At 69.5% G+C, this 20889-nt stretch carries 20 protein-coding genes and 1 tRNA gene; 9 read left to right on the forward strand and 12 right to left on the reverse strand.

The window, feature by feature from the left end; genetic code table 11:
- Window positions 1-30: 30 nt before the first annotated feature.
- The 3 genes from QLQ12_RS13495 to QLQ12_RS13505 all read right to left on the reverse strand — a co-directional run bounded on the left by QLQ12_RS13495 (window position 31) and on the right by QLQ12_RS13505 (window position 4317).
- Window positions 31-104: transfer RNA gene (locus QLQ12_RS13495), tRNA-Met, on the reverse strand.
- Between the two features lie 62 nt (window positions 105-166).
- Window positions 167-3160, reverse strand: a complete 2994-nt coding sequence (locus QLQ12_RS13500) for a UPF0182 family membrane protein (RefSeq protein ID WP_282759905.1) — start codon at window positions 3158-3160, stop codon at window positions 167-169.
- A gap of 128 nt (window positions 3161-3288) precedes the next feature.
- The gene (locus QLQ12_RS13505) at window positions 3289-4317 is read right to left on the reverse strand and encodes a YlbL family protein (protein ID WP_282759906.1); all 1029 of its coding nucleotides are present in this window, start codon (window positions 4315-4317) and stop codon (window positions 3289-3291) included.
- Window positions 4318-4407: 90 nt separating this feature from the next.
- On the opposite strand from QLQ12_RS13505, the gene QLQ12_RS13510 reads away from it, so the two are divergent.
- Entirely contained in the window at window positions 4408-5643 is a 1236-nt protein-coding gene (locus QLQ12_RS13510) for a zinc-dependent metalloprotease (RefSeq protein ID WP_282759908.1), read from the forward strand.
- Window positions 5644-5683: 40 nt separating this feature from the next.
- Here QLQ12_RS13510 and QLQ12_RS13515 read toward each other — a convergent pair whose 3' ends face one another.
- Window positions 5684-6280, reverse strand: coding sequence for a hypothetical protein (locus tag QLQ12_RS13515; protein WP_282759910.1), 597 nt, complete (start codon window positions 6278-6280; stop codon window positions 5684-5686).
- A gap of 31 nt (window positions 6281-6311) precedes the next feature.
- A complete protein-coding gene (locus QLQ12_RS13520) occupies window positions 6312-6830 on the reverse strand; it encodes a M48 metallopeptidase family protein (protein ID WP_282759911.1) in 519 nt (172 codons plus the stop codon).
- A gap of 484 nt (window positions 6831-7314) precedes the next feature.
- On the opposite strand from QLQ12_RS13520, the gene QLQ12_RS13525 reads away from it, so the two are divergent.
- The 6 genes from QLQ12_RS13525 to QLQ12_RS13550 all read left to right on the forward strand — a co-directional run bounded on the left by QLQ12_RS13525 (window position 7315) and on the right by QLQ12_RS13550 (window position 11744).
- Window positions 7315-7464, forward strand: coding sequence for a DUF5679 domain-containing protein (locus tag QLQ12_RS13525; RefSeq protein ID WP_282760394.1), 150 nt, complete (start codon window positions 7315-7317; stop codon window positions 7462-7464).
- A 208-nt stretch (window positions 7465-7672) separates the two neighbouring features.
- Window positions 7673-8788 carry a hypothetical protein gene (locus tag QLQ12_RS13530; protein WP_282759913.1) on the forward strand — a complete coding sequence of 372 codons (1116 nt, stop codon included), beginning with the start codon at window positions 7673-7675 and terminating at the stop codon, window positions 8786-8788.
- A gap of 39 nt (window positions 8789-8827) precedes the next feature.
- A complete protein-coding gene (locus tag QLQ12_RS13535) occupies window positions 8828-10174 on the forward strand; it encodes an ABC1 kinase family protein (RefSeq protein ID WP_282759915.1) in 1347 nt (448 codons plus the stop codon).
- A 135-nt stretch (window positions 10175-10309) separates the two neighbouring features.
- A complete protein-coding gene (locus QLQ12_RS13540; protein ID WP_282759916.1) occupies window positions 10310-10726 on the forward strand; it encodes a hypothetical protein in 417 nt (138 codons plus the stop codon).
- Window positions 10723-10983 carry a hypothetical protein gene (locus tag QLQ12_RS13545; protein WP_282759918.1) on the forward strand — a complete coding sequence of 87 codons (261 nt, stop codon included), beginning with the start codon at window positions 10723-10725 and terminating at the stop codon, window positions 10981-10983. Before QLQ12_RS13540 ends, QLQ12_RS13545 begins: the two co-directional genes overlap by 4 nt.
- A gap of 140 nt (window positions 10984-11123) precedes the next feature.
- Window positions 11124-11744 (forward strand): hypothetical protein, encoded by a 621-nt coding sequence (locus tag QLQ12_RS13550; RefSeq protein ID WP_282759920.1) that lies wholly within the window; start codon window positions 11124-11126, stop codon window positions 11742-11744.
- Window positions 11745-12137: 393 nt separating this feature from the next.
- Here QLQ12_RS13550 and QLQ12_RS13555 read toward each other — a convergent pair whose 3' ends face one another.
- The 3 genes from QLQ12_RS13555 to QLQ12_RS13565 all read right to left on the reverse strand — a co-directional run bounded on the left by QLQ12_RS13555 (window position 12138) and on the right by QLQ12_RS13565 (window position 15233).
- Complete coding sequence (locus QLQ12_RS13555; RefSeq protein ID WP_282759921.1) at window positions 12138-12500, reverse strand: WhiB family transcriptional regulator; 363 nt, start codon at window positions 12498-12500, stop codon at window positions 12138-12140.
- Between the two features lie 141 nt (window positions 12501-12641).
- The gene (locus QLQ12_RS13560) at window positions 12642-12977 is read right to left on the reverse strand and encodes a hypothetical protein (RefSeq protein WP_282759923.1); all 336 of its coding nucleotides are present in this window, start codon (window positions 12975-12977) and stop codon (window positions 12642-12644) included.
- Between the two features lie 120 nt (window positions 12978-13097).
- Complete coding sequence (locus QLQ12_RS13565) at window positions 13098-15233, reverse strand: ATP-dependent DNA helicase UvrD2 (protein WP_282759925.1); 2136 nt, start codon at window positions 15231-15233, stop codon at window positions 13098-13100.
- Window positions 15234-15316: 83 nt separating this feature from the next.
- On the opposite strand from QLQ12_RS13565, the gene QLQ12_RS13570 reads away from it, so the two are divergent.
- Complete coding sequence (locus tag QLQ12_RS13570) at window positions 15317-15559, forward strand: mycoredoxin (RefSeq protein ID WP_282759927.1); 243 nt, start codon at window positions 15317-15319, stop codon at window positions 15557-15559.
- Window positions 15560-15603: 44 nt separating this feature from the next.
- Here QLQ12_RS13570 and QLQ12_RS13575 read toward each other — a convergent pair whose 3' ends face one another.
- From QLQ12_RS13575 to QLQ12_RS13590, 4 genes are all read right to left on the reverse strand, one after another.
- Window positions 15604-16485 carry a phytanoyl-CoA dioxygenase family protein gene (locus QLQ12_RS13575; protein WP_282759929.1) on the reverse strand — a complete coding sequence of 294 codons (882 nt, stop codon included), beginning with the start codon at window positions 16483-16485 and terminating at the stop codon, window positions 15604-15606.
- 56 nt (window positions 16486-16541) lie between these two features.
- Window positions 16542-17492: an NAD(+) diphosphatase gene (nudC, locus tag QLQ12_RS13580; protein ID WP_407651475.1), complete on the reverse strand. Its 951-nt coding sequence runs from the start codon at window positions 17490-17492 to the stop codon at window positions 16542-16544.
- Window positions 17489-18808 (reverse strand): M16 family metallopeptidase, encoded by a 1320-nt coding sequence (locus tag QLQ12_RS13585; protein ID WP_282759931.1) that lies wholly within the window; start codon window positions 18806-18808, stop codon window positions 17489-17491. Before QLQ12_RS13585 ends, nudC begins: the two co-directional genes overlap by 4 nt.
- 85 nt (window positions 18809-18893) lie before the next feature.
- Window positions 18894-20201: a M16 family metallopeptidase gene (locus QLQ12_RS13590; protein WP_282759942.1), complete on the reverse strand. Its 1308-nt coding sequence runs from the start codon at window positions 20199-20201 to the stop codon at window positions 18894-18896.
- A 267-nt stretch (window positions 20202-20468) separates the two neighbouring features.
- On the opposite strand from QLQ12_RS13590, the gene QLQ12_RS13595 reads away from it, so the two are divergent.
- Complete coding sequence (locus tag QLQ12_RS13595) at window positions 20469-20882, forward strand: RrF2 family transcriptional regulator (RefSeq protein WP_282759943.1); 414 nt, start codon at window positions 20469-20471, stop codon at window positions 20880-20882.
- Window positions 20883-20889: the final 7 nt, after the last annotated feature.

Here is a 20889-nt window from a genome sequence, read left to right on the forward strand (position 1 = left end):
CTTTCCGCGGACAAGGACCCTCTGCACTCGTAGCGGGGACAGGATTTGAACCTGCGACCTCTGGGTTATGAGCCCAGCGAGCTACCGAGCTGCTCCACCCCGCGTCGGTAGTGAAAGCCTAGCGCACGGGCTCCGGGGGCCGCAAAACGGCCCCCGGAGACGCTGCTCACCCTCCGGCGGAGGGGGCGAGGCTCGGCCCGCCCGAGGCGGGCGGTGCGGCTGCCGGCGCTGCCGCTCCGGCGGCCCGCTGGGCGTTCTGGAAGCGGGTCATGGCCTCGTCGAGCGCTTTGAGCGCTTCGCCTTGCTTGGCGAAGTCGCCGACCCGCTGGGCGGCCCGCAGGTCTTCGATGGCCTTGTCGACGGCCGCCGCGGCCTGTGCGAGTTCGGCGCTGACCTGGCCGGGCGGCGCGTTGCTGGGCGGTGTGGTGGGTGTGGCCGGTGTGCTCGGCGTGCCGCTCGGTGTGCCGCTCGGTGTGCCACTCGGCGTGCCGCCGGTGGGGGGCGCGCCGTTCTTGCCGAGTGCGGCCAGGGCTTCGAGGCCCTTGGTGAGGTTGTCCTCGAGGACGACGTAGGTGCCGCCGTCGCCGTAGGACATCAGGATCTTCTGCAGCAGTGGTGCGGCGCCGGCCTGGCTGCTCTTCACGTAGACGGGTTCGACGTACAGGATGTCGTCGGCCAGTGGCAGGGAGATGAGGTTGCCGTAGAGCACCGAGGCTTGGCCGCCTCGGGTCAGCAGCGCCAGCTGCTGGGAGATGTTGTAGTTGTTGACCATCCGCTGGTGCACCTGGACAGGGCCGGGTACGACCGTGTCGTCGGGCAACTCGAGGATCTCGAGCTGTGGTTGCCCGCTGACGTAGGACGCGGAGATCAGGGCCGCCATGTTCTCCCGGGCGTTCGGGGTGACCCCGGCGGTGAGCTGGAAGCGGCTCTCGTCCTGGTCGGGCAGCTTGACGTTCAGGTAGAACGGCGGCTGCACCCCGCTCTGCGGCGAGTCGGGCGCGTTCGGCACCTGCCAGAAGTCTTCACCGGAGAAGAAGGTCCGCGGGTCGGAGACGTGGAACTTGGTGAGCAGGTTGCGCTGCACCTTGAACAGGTCGGCCGGGTAGCGGAAGTGCTCGGCGAGCGACGGCGGGGTCTCGGCCTTGGGCACGACCAGGTCGCCGCCGAACGCCTTGTTCCACGCTTTGAGGACCGGGTCCTTCTCGTCGAACTCGAAGAGCTTCACGGTGCCGTCGTACGCGTCGACGGTCGCCTTGACCGAGTTGCGCATGTAGTTGACGTCGTCGCGGGCGAGGGCGAACGAGCCCTGCCCGGTGAGTTCGTCGCGGGTCTCAGTGGCCAGGTTGATCTTCTGGGCGTACGGGTACGTCTTCGCGGTCGTGTAGCCGTCGAGGATCCAGACGATGCGCCCGTCGACGACAGCGGGGTACGGGTCCCCGTCGATGGTGAGGAACGGCGCCACCTTCTTGACGCGTTCCCGCGGCTCACGGGTGTACATCAGCCGGGAGTTCTCGTTGACCGCGTCGGAGAGCAGGAAGTTGCTCTCGGTGTTCTTGATCGCGAAGACCATCCGCCGGAAGAACGACCCGATCTCGACGCCGCCCTCACCGCTGTAGGTGTAGTAGACCTCGCCACCGGTGTTGCTCTGGTCCTGCGGCCGGTCGAACTCGACGTTCCTGCCTTCGCCGACCTGGCCGACGATCGCGTACTCGGTGGACTGCTCGCCGAAGTAGATCCGCGGCTGCTCCGCCTTGATCAGGTCAGTGGGCGCGGCACAACTCCCCTGGGTCTGCGCCTGGCTGCCGAGGAAGCCGGAGACGAAGTACGGCAGGCCGGTGCCGCACACCTGGTTGGCCGGCGCCGCCACCAGGCCGTAGCCGTGGGTGTAGACGGTGTGCCGGTTGAGCCAGTTGCGCTGCTGAGCGGTGAGTTTCTCGTCGGCGATCTCGCGGGCGCCGACGACGTAGTCCTGGGTCTTGCCGTCGATCGTGTAGCGGTCCACGTCGAGCTTCTCGCCGAAGTCGTAGAAGCCGCGGGACTGCTGCGACTGGGTGAAGGCCTGGGAGACGAGCTGCGGGTCGATCAGCCGGACGTTCTGCGCGCTGGTGTCGCTGGCCAGCGTCTCCGGTGGCCGGCCGGTGGTCGCGGTGTACTGCGTGACCTCGGTGTTCTCCAGTCCGAACGCCGCCCGCGTGGAGTCGATGGACCGCTGGATGTACTTCTGTTCCTTGTCCAGGAGGCTGGGCTTGACCTGGAAGTTCTGCACGGCCAGCGGGTAGATGCCGCCGATCGCGACGGCGGAGATCGCCAGCAGGGCCAGGGAGACTCCGGGCCAGACGAGGTTCCGCATCACGGCGTTGGAGAAGACGACGATCGCGATCGCCACCACGATCGAGATGTAGGCCAGGATCTCCTTTGCCGGCAGCAGGGCGTTGACGTCGGTGTAGCCAGCGCCGTACAGGCCGGGCGACACGTGCTGCTCCAGCAGGAGCGCCCGCCTGTCCAGCACGTACGCCACTGCCTTGAGCAGCACGAAGACCGCGACCAGTGAGGTCAGGTGGGCCCGGGCCGCGGTGGTCATCCGGTCGCCGACGCCTTGCAGGCGGACGCCGCCGAAGATGTAGTGCACCGCCAGCGAGCCGAGCACCGACAGCACCACCGCGGTGAAGCCGAGGCCGAGCAGGTAACGCCAGAGCGGGTACTCGAAGATGTAGAAGGAGATATCCACGTCGAACTCGGGGTCGGTGACCCCGAACGGTTCGCCGTTACGGAACAGCATCCAGTCGCCCCACCGGGCCTGCGCGGAGAGACCCGCGAAGAAGCCGATGACGAGACCGGCCACGGCGATCCAGGTGCCCAGACGGGGCGCGAGGATCATCCGGTACCGCTCCAGGGTGGCCTGCTCCGCGGAGTGCGGGCGCAGCAGTGGGCGCAGCCGGTAGGCCAGGTAGAGGTTGCCGGCGACGACCAGGGTCATCACCGCACCGACCACCAGGAAGAGGACGAGCCGGGTGACCAGCACACCGGAGAAGACGCTCGTCTTCTCGACCTCGTCGAACCACAGGTAGTCGGTGTACGCGTCGACACCCCAACCCAGCAGTGTGAATAGAACGAATACCCCGACCAGGACGCCGACGGTGACGCGACCGCGCCGGCTCATCCTCGGTAGAGGACTGTTTCGCATGACCAACGTAGGCTCCACAGTTCGTCTGGCCGGTGTTTCACCTTACGATGTCGCATCCGGCTTCGATGTGCGGCAGAACTGTCTCGTCACTACCGACGTGTGCATCACGATGCCGAGCATGGCTTCGGGGTGCCACCGGAGGTGAAGGTCTTGAGGGCGGTGAGCGCGTCGTCCACCGTGGCCACCTCGGCCATGGGCAGGCCAGGCCGGGCGTTACGCAGCGCTTCGGCGCAATTGTCCTTGGGAACCAGGAAAAGCGCCGCCCCTGCCTCCTGAGCGCCCACCAGTTTCTGGGGGATGCCGCCGATCGCGCCGACGTTGCCGTCGTCGTCGATGGTGCCCGTACCCGCGATGATCTTGCCGCCGGTGAGGTCCTCGGGGCGGAGTTTGTCGATGATGCCCAGGGAGAACATCAGGCCCGCGCTCGGGCCGCCGATCTTGTCGAGATCGATCTCGATCTCGAAGGGGTGCGGTTGCTTGGTGGCGATCTCGACGCCGATCCGGGGGGTTCCGTCCTTCTCGTCGGCGCGGGAGACGATCCTGGCCGTGCCGGCCTGACCGGCACGGTCGTACGCCACGGTCAGCGCGGTCCCCACGGGCTTGGCCTTGATCAGCTCGGTGACCTGGCCCGGCTCGGTGACCGCGGTGCCGTCGACGGAGACGATGACGTCGCCCTCACGCAGCGAACCGTCAGCCGCCCCACCGGCCGTGATCTTCCGCACGTAGGTGAGCACCGGGTAGCCCAGCTCGCGGAGCGCGACCGTCTCGGCGCTGGTCTGCGACTCCCGCCACTCCTGCGCGTTCTGCTCCTGGACCTGCTGCTCGGTCCGGTCCGGCGGGTAGATCAGCTCATAGGGGACCACCGCGTCCGCATCACTCAGCCAGCCGCGGACCGCCCACACCAGCTCGACCCGTGACTGCACGTTGACGGTGGTGAGGCGCAGCTGACCGGCGGACTTCGAGGTCTCGCCCTTGGTGACCTGGATTACCTCGGTCCCGTCCTGCGAACCGAGCGTGTCGACCGTGGGGCCGGGCTTGAGCACCACGTAGGGCATCGGTGCGACCATGACACCGGCAGCCAGGAGAGCGGTGATCAGGGCGCCGAGGATGACGGTGACACCGCGACGTCTCATGCGCGTGAGCGTACCCACCCTGTCTGAGTTCTCTCTGAGCTGATACCTCCCTCAGTCCGCTACGGGCTTTTCGCGCGTACCGTTGGGGTCGTGCCTGATATCCCGTTCGGCTTCTCCCTGCCGGGCGCTCAGCCGCCCGACCCCTCCGACCCGCAGCAGATGCAGCAGTTCATGGCGCAGCTGCAGCAGATGTTCGCCGCGCCCGGCAGTGGCCCGGTCAACTGGGACCTCGCCCGTCAGGTCGCCGCCAGCCAGCTGTCGGCGACCGGTGATCCCGCGGTGAACATGCTGGAGCGCCATCAGGTCGAGGAGGCTTTGCGCCTCGCCGACCTCTGGCTCGACCCGGTGTGCGCGCTCCCCAGTGGCATCCACAAGTCCGTCGCGTGGAACCGCAATGAGTGGATCTTCAACACTCTCGACGTCTGGAAGAAACTGTGCGAGCCGATCGCCGGCCGCATGGTCGGCGCCATGGGCGACCTCGTGCCCGAGGAGGCCCGTGCCCAGCTCGGCCCGATGCAGTCGATGGTCGCCACGCTCGGCGGCGCGCTCTTCGGCGGTCAGCTCGGCCAGGCCTTCGGCCAGCTCGCCGCCGAAGTGCTCTCGGCGGGCGACATCGGGCTTCCGCTCGGCCCGGCCGGCACCGCCGCCCTCGTTCCTTCCAACATTAAGGCGTACGGCTCCGGCCTCGAACTTCCCGAGGACCAGGTCCGGCTGTACGTGGCTCTGCGCGAGGCCGCCCACCAGCGGCTCTTCGGGCACGTCCCGTGGTTGCGGGCGCACGTGCTGAACGCCGTCGAGACCTATGCCAACGGCATCACGGTCAACCGGGAGGCGATCGAGGAGGCGATGAGCCGCGTCGACCCGACCGATCCCGAGTCGATGCAGGCGATGGCTCTGGAGGGCATCTTCACTCCGGAGGACACCCCGCAGCAGAAAGCCGGCCTGGCCCGGCTGGAGACCGCGCTCGCGCTGGTCGAGGGCTGGGTGGGTCACGTGGTCGACACCGCCGCCGCGGACCGGTTGCCGTCGGTGGCCGCTCTCGGCGAGGCGTTCCGCCGCCGCCGGGCCGCGGGCGGGCCGGCCGAGCAGACCTTCGCCGCCCTGGTCGGGCTGGAGTTGCGGCCCCGCCGGCTGCGTGAGGCCGGAGCCCTGTGGACCGCGGTCGCCGAGCACCGCGGCATTCCCGGCCGGGACGCGCTCTGGGACCACCCGGACCTCTTGCCGACCGACGAGGATTTCGCCGATCCGGGCGCCTTCGCCCGTCCCCGTTCCGACTGGGACATCAGCGAGCTCGACAACCTGGGCGACGGCCCGCCGGAGGGCTGAGTCGATGCGGGCCGCCTCTCGTGACCGCGCGAGGGGCGGCCTACCCGCCGAGGAGTGCTCGGGTGTTCTCCCAGCCCTCCAGGGCGAGGTCCAGGGTGGCCAGGTCGGCCGGGCCGCGCAGGCGCCGCCACTGGGGGGTCGAGGTGACCTCGCCGGGGGTCGGCGCCGTCCGGCGCAGCATCTGGGCGGAACCGGTGTCCAGATCGTGGTCGACGAGCCAGTCCGGCGCGGGCAGGCCGGTGGCGACGCCGAAGAGACCGCCGCCCGGCCCGCCGGGCGCCACCGCGACCGCCTTGCCGTCGAGCGGCTGGAGCAGCTTGCCGAGCGTCATCCCCGGTGCGTCCGGGGCGTCGGCGGCGATCACGGCGGCCTGGTCGAAACCGTCCGCTGCGGCGGCCCTCAGAACGGGCAGGACGGTCGGCTCCGGCACCTCGTAGATCCGCGTGCCCGGCCAGGCGATCTCCTCGGCCAGAGCCCGGTCAGCGGGCGTGGTGGCGATCGCCGCCTCCGCCTGGGCGAGTTTGGCGAGCAGGTCGACCACGTCCTCGGCCAGAGCGGCCCGCCATCGTTCCCGGTCCACCCCGGGCGGACTCCACGGCACCGGCACCAGCATCACCACAACGACCCGCCGCGTCACGGCCTCACCCTACCCACCCGCCGGGTCGGCCTCAGCCTGCGGCGGCGGAGACGCCCTCCAGGTAACCGCGGGCGCGCTCGGCCTTGGGGAAGCGGTTCACCAGGTCCCAGAAGCGGGTGTTGTGGCTGGGCACGACCAGATGGGCGAGCTCGTGCAGGAGCACGTAGTCGATGACCCAGTCGGGCATCTCCTGGATCCGGTGGGAGATGCGGATGCTCGCGTCGTCGGGAGTGCAGGACCCCCAGCGCCCGTTCTGGTTGGTCACCCAGCGCACGCTCGCCGGTGTCACCTGGTCGGCGTGGTCGGGCAGGTAACGGGCGATCAGACGGCGGGCACGAGCCAGCAACTCGGCGTCGGTGCACCGCAGGCGTTCCTCGCGGGCGGCCAGGCGGGCGAGCATGCGCTCGACCCACTCCGTCTCCTCCGCGCGGGAGAAGCGGTCCGGGATGAGCACCACGACTCGCTCACCGTCGCGATACGCGGACACCGTCCGCCGCCGGCGCTGGCTTCGCCGCACTTCCACGACAGGCTTGCGCACACGGGTAGCCATTACCGGCTCGCGCGGCCCAGATTCGGGTTCACGTTGAGACGCTAATCCGCCGGACCCCCGTTACCGCAAGAGTACTGACAATGACTCTCACGGAATATGAGCACTTCGCCCGCATATACCCGAAAAAAATTTCCCCACCGGCAACATCGGTGACATCGGTCAACCTAGACCATCGTCGACTCACGCGACCAACCGGACCAGTTGTCCGTTTTATGCCTTTACGATGGGAATCGTCGGCGTGTCCCGGCAAAACTGGCCAAAAAGGGTACTCAGGACCGGCACACTCACGACGTCGGCGACACCGCCGACGCTGCGCTGACATGGAACCGCCCTGACCTGGGTAAGTGAGCGCCCCGGACGGGTGGCCACATCCGCGTGGCCGCGAAGCGGTCCAGCGCCGCAGAGAGGTTCGCGCCCGTCGCCGCGAACACGGCACCGGGCCGGGCGGCCGACGATACGACTAGGAGGAACCGTGGCCGACAACATGTACAACGGCTACTGCGTCAAGTGCAAGGAGAAGCGCGACTTCGAGGGTGAAGTAGCGGTCTCGAAGACGGGCATGAACATGGCCAAGGGCAAGTGCCCCGTCTGCGGCACGACGATGAACCGGATCCTGGGCAAGGCCAAGGCGTGATCGCCACCCGGGGAGGGACGGCCACCGTCGGCCGCCCTCCCCGGCGGCACGAACCCGTAACCGTATTCACTCAGGCACGTTGAGTTAACTAGAGCCCGCATAGGCCTGTGGATAACTGCCCCAAAGCTGTGGACAACGCGCGCCACAGCGATGGGGCCCTGTGGATAACATCATCCCTCCGCATCTTCGCAGTGACACCCTGTCACCCATGAACCGGACACCGCTGCCCCGGCCCACCCTGATCCCCGGGTTGCCGCGCTTCTGGCGCAAACCCGGCGAGCTGCAGGTGGGGCTCGACCCCGCACACGCGGTGGTGCTCGAACTGCCCGATCCCCGGGCCGCCGGAGTGCTCGACCTGCTGGACGGCAAGCGGTCCGAACGGCTCGTCCTGAACCGGGCGGCCGATCTGGGCATAACCGCCGGCGACACGATCGCCATGCTCGACCTGCTGCACTCGGCCGGCCTGGTGCTCCCCTCACCGTCGCTGCTGCCGCCCGCCCTCCCGGCCACCACCCGGCATCGGCTCACCTGCGAGGCGGCCGCACTCGCCCTCGGCTCGGCGCCGACCCGGCACCAGCCCCATGCCGGGCCCTCACCAGCACGCATCCTGCGGCACCGCCGGTCGGCCCGGGTGGTGGTCAGCGGGCGCGGCCGGCTCGGCGCCACCGTCGCGGTCGCCCTCGCCGAGGCGGGCGTCGGCCACGTGCATCCCGACCTCTCCGGCGCCGTCGGGGTGGCCGAGATCACCGGTTCCCCGCTCCGGCCGGAGGACGTCGGCGCCCCGCGGCGGGTCGCTGTCCAGGCGGCGATCCTGCGGACCGCGCCGGGGACCGGGGTGCATCCGGTGCGCCGTACCCCCGCTTCACTCGTCGTGCAGCTCGCCCACGACGAACCGCCCGCTCTCATCGCGGCCGGGCATGCCGCCCGGCGACAGCCGCATCTGGCCGTCGCCGTCCGTGACGGCGTCGCCGTGATCGGCCCGCTGGTGCCCGCCACCGGCGCACCCTGCCTGAACTGTCTGGAACTGCATCGACTCGACCGAGACGTGGGCTGGACGGGCGCGTCGGCGCCCGCCGCTCCGGGCGGCGCCGAGCCGTGCGCGGTCGCCACGCTGCTCGCCGCGACGGCCTACGCGGTCGCCGAGGTCCTCACGTTCCTGGACGGCGCCGCACCGGAGACGCTCGGCGCCGCCGTGGAGATCGCCGCGCCCGGCCGGATCCGGCGCCGCACCTGGCCGCCGCACCCGGGTTGTGGCTGTCAAAAGCGCCGCCGGAGGCCAACCTTCACAGGACCTTCACCGCATAACTACCAAACCACCTCGTGACGGGCCGGGTGAGGGCGAGCCGTCGGTCACAATGATCTGGTGACGGACATACCGCGCCGCGCCGCATCCCGGACAGCAAAGCTCGCCGCCCTGCCGCTCGGCTTCGCCGGGCGGGCCGCGCTGGGCCTCGGCAAACGGGCAGTCGGCATCGCGTCCGACGTCATCTCCGCCGACATCCAGCAACGCACCGCCGAGCAACTCTTCAGCGTGCTGGGTCAGCTCAAGGGCGGGGCGATGAAAGTCGGCCAGGCCCTCTCGGTGTTCGAGGCGGCACTGCCCGACGAGATGGCCGGGCCCTACCGCCAGGCACTGACGAAACTCCAGGAGGCGGCGCCACCGATGCCGGTGGCGAACGTGCACAAGGCGCTCGCCGATCAACTCGGACCGGACTGGCGGGACAGGTTCGCCGAGTTCGACGACAGCCCCGCCGCCGCGGCCAGCATCGGCCAGGTGCACCGGGCCGTCTGGAAACTGCCACCGGCCCGCCGCAACGGGAAACCGAAACTCCTGCCCGTCGCCGTGAAGGTGCAGTACCCCGGCGCCGGCGAAGCCCTGGTCTCCGATCTGAAACAGCTCTCCCGGCTGGCCGGCATGTTCAAGATCATCCAGCCGGGAATCGACGTGAAGCCGCTGATCGCCGAACTGCGCGACCGGGTCGTCGAGGAACTCGACTACGAGATGGAGGCGGAGACCCAGCGGGCCTTCGCCGAGGCGTACCAGGACGATCCGGAGATCTTCGTGCCCCGGGTGGTCGCCTCCGCCCCGCGGATCCTGGTGACCGAGTGGGTCGAGGGCACCCCACTGGCCAACGTGATCACCGACGGCACCCAGGAGGAGCGGGACGAGGCCGGCCGCCTGATGGCCGTCCTGCACTTCTCCGCACCGAGCCGGGCCGGTCTGCTGCACGCCGACCCGCACCCCGGCAACTTCCGGATCCTCCCCGACGGCCGGCTCGGCGTCATCGACTTCGGCGCCGTCGCCCGCCTGCCCGACGGCCACCCCGAGCCAATCGGCCGCCTGGTCCGGCTCGCCCTCGCCGGCGAGGCCCAGGCGGTGGTCGACGGGCTGCACGAAGAGGACTTCGTCAAATCGACCGATGACATCGACGCCCAGGCTCTGCTGGACTTCCTCCTGCCGATGATCGAGCCGGTCGCGGTCGACCGTTTCCGCTTCAGTCGCGGCTGGATCCGTGGCGAGGCCACCCGGTTGACCAACCCCCGGGGCCCGGCCTTCCAGCTGAGCCGCAAGCTCAACCTTCCGCCGTCCTACCTGCTCATCCACCGGGTGACGCTGGGATCCATCGGTGTCCTCTGCCAGCTTGAGGCTGAGGCCTCCTACCGCGAGATCCTGGAGGAGTGGCTGCCGGGCTTCGCCCCCATCCCCTGAGCCCGCGCTCCGGCCCTCCGCGCACCGATCACCTGATTGGCGCCGGGCAACCTCGGCACTTCCGGTGCTGAACCTGTCCGGCGCCATCGGCGTACCCCGATATGAGGAACGCTGATTCGACGCGGGAGCGCGGGGATGCCGGAAGAGCTGAGCATCGAGCAGAAAGCCCTCGTGGCCGACTGCGCACGCCTCTGGGAAGCGGGCGAGTTGAAGCTCAAGCCCTTGGCGGCGCACTACCGATCCGTGGTCGCCCACATCGCCGCAGCGGAGGCCCGTGTCGATGTGCTGTGGAGAGACCACCTGCTCGGCGGGCCGTACGGTGAGGCCCGGGCCGCCTGGCAGTACCTGGCCGACACCACCATCGCGATACCCCGGGAGTCCGCGGAGAACCTGGAGGCAGCCGGTGACGTCCTGGTCATGGCCGCCCGGGAGTATCAGGAAACCGAGCGAATCAACACCGACGCGATCAACACCGCGAAGCAGATCGCCGTCCGAGCCGACACCGAGGCGCGATCCGAACGCGGCGAGGCTCCGGGCGGCGGCTCCGAATGAGCTACGACGACCTTTGGCAGCACGCGGTGCGCATCGAAGAGCTAGCGATGGAGATGGCCCTGGACGAGAAGGGGTTCGTCCTCGTCGACGGCCAGTACGTCTCCATGCGGGACGGCAATCCGGTGCCCGCCGAAATCATCGCTTTCGTCCGCTCCGACTTCGAGGGCCTGGCAGAGATGTTCGCGCCGTTCCTGAACCTGCCGGACCCGGCGGCCTTGACACCATGCATGTCCAACTTCGAAAAGCCGCGGAGCTGATTTCGACCGGCAACGGCTCTTTCGACCCCTCGCGCGGGGTCACCATGCCGACCAACTCCGACATGGGAGTCATGAAGACGGTCGGGTAAACCATCTACGAGTGGCAGGGTTTCGCGGCCCGACAATTCGAGACGACGTTCGTGGAGGACTGGGACGACGTCGTCTCCGCTCGGTTCAGTCTCGTAGCGACACTCATGGCGGGGATGGAGGCCGAGAAAGCGCTGTGGCCGGAGTGCCGCAACAACGTGGACGAGATCGCACACCACGCCATCAACGCACTCATTTTATTGAACAGCTCCGATGCCGACCAACAGGCTTTCTGGCTCACGGTTGCAGCAGCAGCACTCTCCGTCGGTAACGTGGTGACGACTGGTGGCGGCGCTGGCGTCATTGCACTGGCCACGGCCGGTGTCATGCTGCTCCGGCCGACCGATGGAGAGACGAACTCGACCGTCCCGACATGCCGATTGCTCAAGCCGTCCCCGGCGGCATCCGCCGACAATCCTGCCGGTGTCCGAATAGTCGAGCGAGGCTTCTCGCAGATGGGCGCCAAGGCCAGCATGGGCGTACTTCTGCGCGACGACACCGGCAAGGTCGCGTATCGGAGACCGCCTCCCGCGGCCTGCCGACCGGGATGGCGTCCTAAGGCGTCTCGCTTGTGTTCCGCGATCGAAGCGGCGCAATCGTCGGAGGCAGCCTGGACAACACCCCGCGCAACTCATGCCGGCCAGGAAAGACGGTTGGCGAACGGGTGGATCTGACGGACCAGGACATCCCCGTCCCAACGGATCTCGACAAGACGCTTGTCACCGTCTACTGCGACTTCGACCGGCCGCACGGGCCGCCGGGTTCGGGTATGCCCTACAACTGAGGCGGGAAGCGGGAACGGCCCGTCCGCGGTGGCGGACGGGCCGTTATTCATTCTCGTTGGTCGCTAGAGTCCGGCGCCGAGTTCGCGGGACGCCCTGGTCCGGGCTTCCATGGTGATGCGGCGGGCGGAGCGGAAAGCCTCAGGTGCACGATCACTCTGAGGCCGACGCATTCGAGCACGTGACAACGCTTCGTGGATGAGTCTCATCTTCGGTTCTCCGTTGGGGTTCATTTCGGTACTCGGCTTTCGGATGTCGATCTCGGACAGGGGGAGGGTGGTCATCTCAGGCCGCCAGGCGAACCGAGTTGCGGGAGTCGAGACCGTTCGCGGCGAGGCGCTCCTCGACCTCGACGGCCAGCTCGGCGTCGCGAGCGACGTCGACCTTGCGCGGACGACCACGGGGCCGCTTACGCGGAACCACAGCGCCACGCTCGAAGATCTCTCCACCCCAGACACCCCAGGGCTCGTTCCGCTCCACCGCACCGGCCAGGCACTCGACGCGCAGCGGGCAGTCCCCGCAGAGCGACTTGGCCAGTTCCAGCTGGGCTGGGGAGTCGGAGAACCACAGGTCCGGGTCGAACTTCCGACAGGGCAGGTTTGCCTCGACCTCGACGGTCACGTCGATCGGGGCCAGCGCCAGACTCATAAAGCCCGGTCACCTCTCTCTTCTTCTCGATCTTCTGGATCGCAGTTCGGGTCGAACACCGGCAGGTAAGCCGGCAAAAAGTTGAGGCCGCGGATCCCTTTACGGGTTCCGCGGCCTCGAGGTGAGCCGGAGGTCTGTTTGTCAGACCGGCCTTCCTCGAGGCGGGACACCGCTGCCACCATCCGTGTAGCGCTTGCTGGAGGTGACGCTGTTGCTGCCCTTGAAGCCAGTGGTCCCGTTGTTTCCGGCGACGTGCACCAGAGCCGCGTTGCCCAGCTCGGCCTGGGTCTGGACCTGGTGCACCTGCGGAGCCGAAACGCGCATTGCCGCGGTCGGCAGCGCGCGGACGAGCTCAACCTGGATCCGCTCAGCGGCCAGCCACGCCGACGGAGCGGCGGTGGCGGGCAGCAGGACGGGCAGAGTGCAGGCAGCAGTCGGCAGCATCGACGGAATCGTCAGCATGTTGTTGAGCTTCATCGTTGCCACCTCCTCCGTTTGCTTGCACTCGTCGTTGAATCTTGGCGAAGTTTTACCCCTCGCCAAGGTGTGTTCTGAGGCTATGCCTGCCCTACACGGGAGGGCAAACGAATTAACGGACTAGTTTTCAAAGTTTTTCTGGGCAAGGTCATCAGGGCTCGCACCAGCCACCAGAGCGAAGACCGCGTCACCGTACTGACCCAGCTTCCGGGCGCCGATGCCGGCGATCGCGACCAGCTGCGCCGGGTCGGCCGGGCGGCGCTCCGCGACGGCCACCAGAGTCGCGTCGGTGAACACCACGTAAGCAGGGACTTTGAGCTCCGCGGCGGTGTTCGCCCGCCACACCTGGAGACGCTCGTAGAGGTCCTCGTCGAGGTCCGAGGGACAGGTCGGGCAGCGGCCCAGCTTGCGGTCGGCGCCGGCCAGTAGGGTGGCGCCGCAGATCCGGCAGGACGAGATCTGCGGACGGCGCCGGTCGGGTTTCCGACCCGGCTCCGCGGCACGCGGCTCGGAGCCGCCACGCGACAGCTGCGGCAGGAAACGGCACGGGCGGCGGGTCCGGCCACCCGGGGAACGAGACTGGCCGTACGAGAGCCACAGCAGGTGACGGGCCCTGGTCACACCGACATAGAGCAGCCGGCGCTCCTCTTCCAGCTGTTCGGCCGTCTTCGCGTACGTCGTGGGAATTGTCCCGTCGGCGAGACCGACGAGAAAGACCGCGTCCCATTCCAGGCCCTTGGCCGAGTGCAGTGAAGCCAATGTGATGCCTGCCACTGTCGGGGCGTGCTGCTGTTCGGCGCGACGGATCAACTCGTCGTTGAAGGCGGCCAGCGACACGTCCCGCTGGACGCGCCCGGCCTCCCCGATCGGCAGGATCTCCGGTTCGGCCGCGTATTCCTCGGCGAGGGCGACCAGCGCGGCCAGCGCCTCCCACTGCTCACGTGCCGCGCCGCCGGGCGGCGGCTGGTCGCGACTCCAACCCCGCGCGGCGAGCGCCTCCACGACGGCCTCGACCAGCGGCGTCTCGCCGGGGATGGAACGCACCGCGGCCCGCATCGCCACCATCGCCTGGCGCACCTCGGGACGCTCGAAGAACCGCTCGGCGCCGCGCACCACGTAGGGCACCTCGAGTTCCGCGAGCGCTTCCTCGTACGCCTCGGACTGCGCGTTGGTCCGGAAGAGGACCGCGATCTCGCTCGCCGGCGTGCCGGCGGCGATCAACTCGCGGCATCGCCGCGCCACCGCCGCCGCCTCGCCCGGCTCGTCTGGAAAAATCTTGAGTTCCGGTTCGGGCCCGGGCTCGCGCTGACCGACCAGTTCCAGGCGCAGTTTCGCCTCGGTGCCGCGGGCCTGCCGGATCACCGCGTTGGCGAGCCCGACCACCTGCGGCGTCGAGCGGTAGTCGCGGACCAGCCGGACCACCACCGCGCCGGGGCGCTGACGCGGGAAGTCGATGAGGTACGCCGAGGTCGCGCCCGTGAACGAGTAGATCGTCTGGCTGGCGTCGCCGACCACGGTGAGGTCGTCGCGCCCGCCCAGCCAGGCGTCGAGCAGCCGCTGCTGGAGCGGGTTGACGTCCTGGTACTCGTCGACGACGAAGTGCCGGTACTGGGCCCGGATCTGCTCGGCGACGTCCTGATGCTCCTCGATGCCCCAGACGGCGGCGCGCAACAGGTCCTCGAAGTCGATCACGCCCTGCCGGCGTTTCAGCGACTCGTAGGCGGCGAAGACCTCAGCCACCCGGGCCGGCTCGTGCGGCGGCTCGCGCAGCGCCTTGGCCGCCGCCACCACGTACTCCCCCGGCTCGACGAGCGACGACTTGGCCCACTCGATCTCGCCGGCCAGGTCGCGTGCGGCGGTACGGTCGGCGCGTACGCCCGCCTTGGCGGCCGCCAGGCCGACCATCCGCGCCTTGCTCTCCATCAGCTCGGGCATCCGCCGGCCGTCGAGCAGTCGCGGGGCGAAGTAACGCACCTGCCGCATGGCGGCGGCGTGGAAGGTCCGGGCCTGCACCCCGGCGGTGCCGAGGGCGGTGAGCCGAGTCCGCATCTCCGCGGCGGCCCGCGCGGTGAAGGTGACCGCGAGCACATGCCGGGGGCTGATCTCACCGGCGAGCGTCCGGTAGGCGATCCGGTGGGTCACCGCCCGGGTCTTGCCGGTGCCCGCTCCGGCCAGGATGCAGACCGGGCCCGCGGGCGCGGTCACCGCCGTCCGCTGTTCCGGGTCGAGCCCGGCCAGCACCCTTTCAGTCCGCACGGTAGGGAATCATGACACCCCGGGAGGGTGTTGTGGTTGTCAGCCGCACCGCCGTGTGACCTGTATCGAAGGAGCCCTGACCGATGCTGACCATGTTCTCGACGTCCTGGTGTGGGTACTGCCACCGCCTGAAGTCGCAACTCGACCGGGAGGGCATCGCCTATGAGGTCGTCGACATCGAGCAGGACGAGGCCTCGGCCGCGTTCGTGCGCCAGGTGAACGGCGGCAACCAGACGGTGCCGACGTTGAAGTTCTCGGACGGCTCGGCGCTGACCAACCCGTCGATCGTTCAGGTGAAGCAGCACCTCGCCGCCATCGCGGCGTGAAGAACGAGGGCCGCCTCTTCGACAGAGGCGGCCCTTCGTGACATTTACGGGATGAGCGCCGGGATGCTCGAGTCGAGCAGGCCCCGCTCTTTGAGCGCGCCGTAAAGCGGCGTGCGCTCCGGGTAGTGACCCCACTGGTGGTCGCCGTCGCCGTCGCCGAAGCCGCCGAGCAGCTGCTTCTGGACGTCGTTGAGGCTGTCCCACTCCGGCCGGCCCGGCAGCGCGGCGTTCTCGTCGCGGATCGCGATCCAGCGCGGGGTGTAGCCGAAGAACGCGCCGACACGAGTGATGTCGGAGTAGTTGTCCGACCGGGCGTGCCAGATGCGGCGGTCGAAGACGACCAGGTCACCCGGGTTGGCGGTGATCTGGACGGCGCCCTCGGGCTGCGGCCACGGAACGCCACGGCTCGGCGGGCCCGGCAGCCAGTTGGTCTTGTGGCTGCCGGGCAGGACGGTGAAGTTGCCGCGCCCGGTCTCGCTCACGTCAGAGAACCAGTACGCCAGCTTCACCGACAGCATCGGCCGCGGGTCGGTCTCGATCTCCCGGTTCTGGCGGCCGCCGTCCTGGTGCCAGTGCCACCACTGCTTCTGCTGCTCGTGCAGCTTGGGATGGACGTCGATGTGCGAGTGGTACACGTGGACGTTCCACCCGAGCAGTGACCAGATGTACTTGAAGGCCCGGGGGTGGTCGAGCAGGAAAGCCAGCTCGGGCACGTTGGCGACCGGCGAGAGCTGGTGCAGGGCGCCGGTCGCGCTCAGCTTGCCCTCGGACCTGGCCTTCTCGTAGTACCCCAGGATCGCGGCGCGGCCGGCCTCGATCTCGCTCTCATCCAGCACCGACGGCACGATGATGTAGCCGTCGCGGTCGAACGCCTCCCGCTCCCCCGCGGTCATCGGCGTCCAAGCCGGCGCCTCCACCTGAGTCATCGGTTCCCCTCTCGTCTTTGAAGAGAAGACGCGACCACCCCGCGAATTGGTTGCAGCTAATCGGAGAAACTTTCCGGCTCTTCGAGCAGCCACTTCTCGATCAAGTAGAAGGCGATCGACGCGCGCATCGGCGCGGTCTTCGCCCCGTCACCCAGGAACATCTCGGCGACGGCCGCACGGGTGAACCAGTGCGCCTCGTCGATCTCCTCGGGCTGCAGGCGCAAGGGCTGGGACGGGTCGGCGACGGCATGGAATCCCAACATCAACGAGCCGGGGTACGGCCACCCCTGGCTCCCCTCGTAGCGGATCGAGGAGAGTTTGATGCCCACCTCCTCCAGCACCTCGCGGGCGACCGCGGCCTCGGCCGACTCTCCGGGCTCGACGAACCCGGCCAGGCAGGAGTAACGCCGACTGCCGTCAGATCTGGCCGGCCAGGCCGCGTTGTGCCCGAGCAGGCAGCGCCCGGCCGGGCCGGGCACCCCGTCGTGCACCAGCACGATCATCGCCGGGTCGGTCCGCGGCCACATCATCGCGCCGTCCGCGTCGACTCGGGCCCAGCCCGCCTCCACCGCCTCGGTCGGCTTGCCGGTGCGTGGCGAGAACAGGTGGCTCAGGTGCCAGTTCCCGAGGGCGACGGCCGTGGTGAGCAGGCCGGTGTCGCCGGCGTCGAGCAGGTGCCCGACCTCACGCAGATCCGCCAGCCGCTCGCCGTCGCCCGCGGTGAGCGGGGCGTCGAGGCTCCAGACCGGCGTGCCGTCCGGGTCGACGCCGAGGAACCGGCGCTCGGCGCCGGCCGGAACGGCCGACGACGGCATCAGGATCAGTGCGGTGCCGCCGTCGGGACGGTCCCGGACCAGAGCCCGGCCGCCTTTGGCCAGGTCGACGACGAGGACCAGGCCGCGGTCCCAGGCGTCGGCGAGCCACACCTCGTCCTTGCGGCGGTCGGCGGCACGGTCCAGGGTGGTACGGGCGAGCGGAGGAGCGCTCGGCTTTTCGGAACTGATCACGCTGCGCTGCGCTCCACGACGGTCAGGGCGGACAGCTGGGACTCGATCTTCTCGGCGTCACCGAGGACCACGGTCACCGCCCGCGACGGGGCAAGGTATCGGGCGGCCGCGGCGGCGACCTCGTCGCGACTGGCCGCCGACAGCGCGGCCGAGTGCTGCCTGAGGTGGCTGAGGCGAAGCCCGAAGCCGGCGTACATGCTGGCCAGAGCGGCTAGGCCGGCCTGGGTGGACATGCCGAGGCGAAGCGTGCCGAGGGCGTAGCGCCGGGCCTGCTCGAGCTCCTCCTCGCCGGGCGGGAGGCTGGCGATGCGGCCCAGCTCGTAGATCGTCTCGAGCAGCGACGGACCGGTCACCTCGGTGGCCACCTCGGCGGCGGCGACCAGGGCGGAACCGGCGACATAGTGGTCGATCGAGGAGTACGAGCCGTACGTGTACCCCTTGTCCTCGCGGATGTTCTCGGTCCAGCGGGACGAGAAGTAGCCGCCGAAGACCAGGTTCGCCAGGCTCAGGGCGGCGTAGTCGGGGTCGGTCCGGGTCAGCGCGGGCAGCGCGAGACGCAGCGAGGACTGCACCGAGCCGGGACGGTCGACGAGCAGCAGCGGACCGGTGGTGAGCGCCGGGGTCGCCGGAAGGCTGCCGTCGGGGGCGCTGCCCGTCCAGCCGCCGAGCACCTTCTCCGCGGTGTCGATGGCCTGGTCCGGGTCGATGTCGCCGACCAGCACCAGCACCGCGCCCGCAGGCCGCAGCCGGGTGGCGTGCAGCTCACGCAGCGGCTCGGAGCTGAGCGCCCGGATCTCGTCGGGGGCCGGGGTCTGCACCGCGTACGGGTGGGCGCCGTACATCCGCTTGAGCAGCGCCACCCGGGCCAGGTGGGCGGGCTGGCTCAGCGCGACCTGGATGTGGTCGACCAGGCGGTCCCGCTCGGTGGACACCTCCTCCGCCGGGTAGGTGGCGTCGGTGAGCACTCCGGCGAGCAGCTCGAGTGTCCGGTCCAGGCCGTCGGCGAGCGCGTTGCCGGTGATCAGCAGCCGGTCCGGGTCGAGCCCGGCGGCCAGGCTGCCGCCGACGGCCTGCAACTCGGCCGCGAGGTCGATGCTGGACATGGTGCTGGTGCCGGTGAACAGCGCCTGCGAGAGCAGGGTGGCCTGGGCCAGCGGGGCGCGCCCGAACGGGATGCGCAGCCGCACCTCGACCAGCGGCACCGCGGAGCGGCGGATCGCGATCACGGTGAGGCCGTTGGGGAGGGTGCGCTCACTCTCCCGCGGCAGGTTCAGTTCGGCGTCCGGCACCAGGTCCGGCAAGGTCTTCTGGCTCATGCTGTGCCTCCCTGGACGTGCCCTCCCGGCCCTCGCCTGCGAGGTCGGTGGTCTGGCGCGGCGAGGTGCCGCTCGGTGCGGTCGATCATGCGCTGGCTCCCGGGATCGCTTCGACGGACGCGCGGCGCTCGGGCCGCAGGGTGGCCGCGGCGGCGGCGATCTGCTCGTCGCGCACCTCGCTGATCAACTTCGGCAGGTCGTTCAGCAGGCCGGGGCGTCCTCGCTGCAGTTCCAGAACGGCCATCGGCAGCGCCCGGCCGAGGACGTCGTCGGTGCCGTTCAGCAGACGGGTCGCCATCCGGGCCTGGGTCCGGTCGAGCTCGCCGGGCTTGAGGCCGTCGGCGGCCAGCCGGTCGAGTTCCTCGTCGATGGTGCGGAGCACCTTGCCGGCGTCGCCGCCGGGCGGCATGTGCGCCTGGAGCAGCATCGCGGTCGGGTTGCGCACCTGGTACTCGTCGCCCATGAAGCCGAGGTAGCCGCCCAGGGTGGTGGCGGTGCGGTCACGCTGGACCAGCCGCTCGACCAGCCGGGAGGCGTCACCGTCGGTGAGCACCTCGGCCAGGACCACGAACGGCAGGTAGGACTCGAAGTCGGAGATCGGGTCCGGCACGCGCCAGCCGGCGGCCACCGCCGGGAGCGGGGCGATGCGGTCCGTGTACGACTCGCGCCGCTCCCCGGTCAGGTCGGGTTCGTCGAAGTCGGGCAGCACCGGGGCGGGACGGGGCGGGACGTCGCCGAAGTGCCGCTCGATCATGGCGGTCGCCTCAGCCACGTCGAAGTCACCGGCGACCGAGAGCACCGCGTTGCCGCAGGCGTAGTAGCGGTCGAAGAAGCCCTGGGCGTCGTCGACGGTGGCGCTCTCCAGATCTTCGAAGGAGCCGTAGCCGTCGTGCGCGTTGGCGAAGGTCCCGAACATCACCGGGGGCAGCTTGAGCCAGGGGAAGCCGCCGTACGGCCGGTTCAGGACATTGACCCGGATCTCCTCCTTGACCACGTCGACCTGGTTGCGCAGGTTCTCCTCGGTCAGCCGGGGGCCGCGCATCCGGTCGGCCTCGAGGAAGAGCGCACGCTCCAGACCGCCGGACGGCAGCACCTCGAAGTAGTCGGTGTAGTCCAGGTGGGTGGAGCCGTTGAAGCTGCCGCCGGCGCCCTGCACGTGGCGGAAGTGCGCCAGCTTCTCCAGGTTCTCCGAGCCCTGGAACATCAGGTGCTCGAAGAGGTGGGCGAACCCGGTGCGGCCTTCCGGCTCACTGCGGATGCCGACGTCGTAGACGACCGCCACACCGACCACGGGGGCGCTGCGATCCGGCGAGAGGACCACACGCAGACCGTTGCCGAGAGTGAACCGCTCGACCGGGTATTTCGTCGCGGGGATCTTGATTTTGGGCGCCACGGTACGAATCTAGCGGACTCACCTCCGTAGTCGAGTGACGACGGGGCGTAAATACATCAATATCCGGAGCCGATCTTCCGCCGCGAATCGGACGGGTGCCACCCCCCGTCACCCCAACGGCGGATACCGGGCACGAAACACCCCGAAAGCCACCTGAATGCCGGATTCCCGCGATGCGACCCCGGCTTGACTCACTAAACCCATAGGGTCCACTATTCCCATCCAACAGATAGGTATAACGAGGTATCGACGGAAGGGGGGCGCGCCGTGTACGTGTCGGCCCGCACGGACTACGCCGTACGCGCGATGCTGGCGGTCACCGCCGAGCACCCCCGCCTGGTCAAGGCCGCCGGGCTGGCGGCCGCCCAGGACATCCCGCTCAGCTTCCTGCAAGGCATCCTGCTCGATCTGCGCCGCGCCGGCCTGCTGCACAGCCACCGCGGCGTGGACGGCGGGTACGCCCTGGCCCGCGCGGGCGAGGAGATCACCGTCGGCGACGTCGTTCGCGCCGTCGGGGGCGCCCTCACCACCGTGCGCGGGCTCCCCACGTCCACGGCGAACTATCACGGTGCGGCGACGGCGCTGCGCGACGTGTGGGTCGCCGTCGAGGCGGCCATCGAGGGTGTGGTCGACCACAAGACCCTGGCCGAACTCTCCATCACCTCAGTGAAACGAAACTAGGAGTGAG

Origin of the sequence: Actinoplanes sandaracinus, from assembly GCF_030009775.1 — a bacterium.
Lineage (GTDB): Bacteria > Actinomycetota > Actinomycetes > Mycobacteriales > Micromonosporaceae > Actinoplanes > Actinoplanes sandaracinus.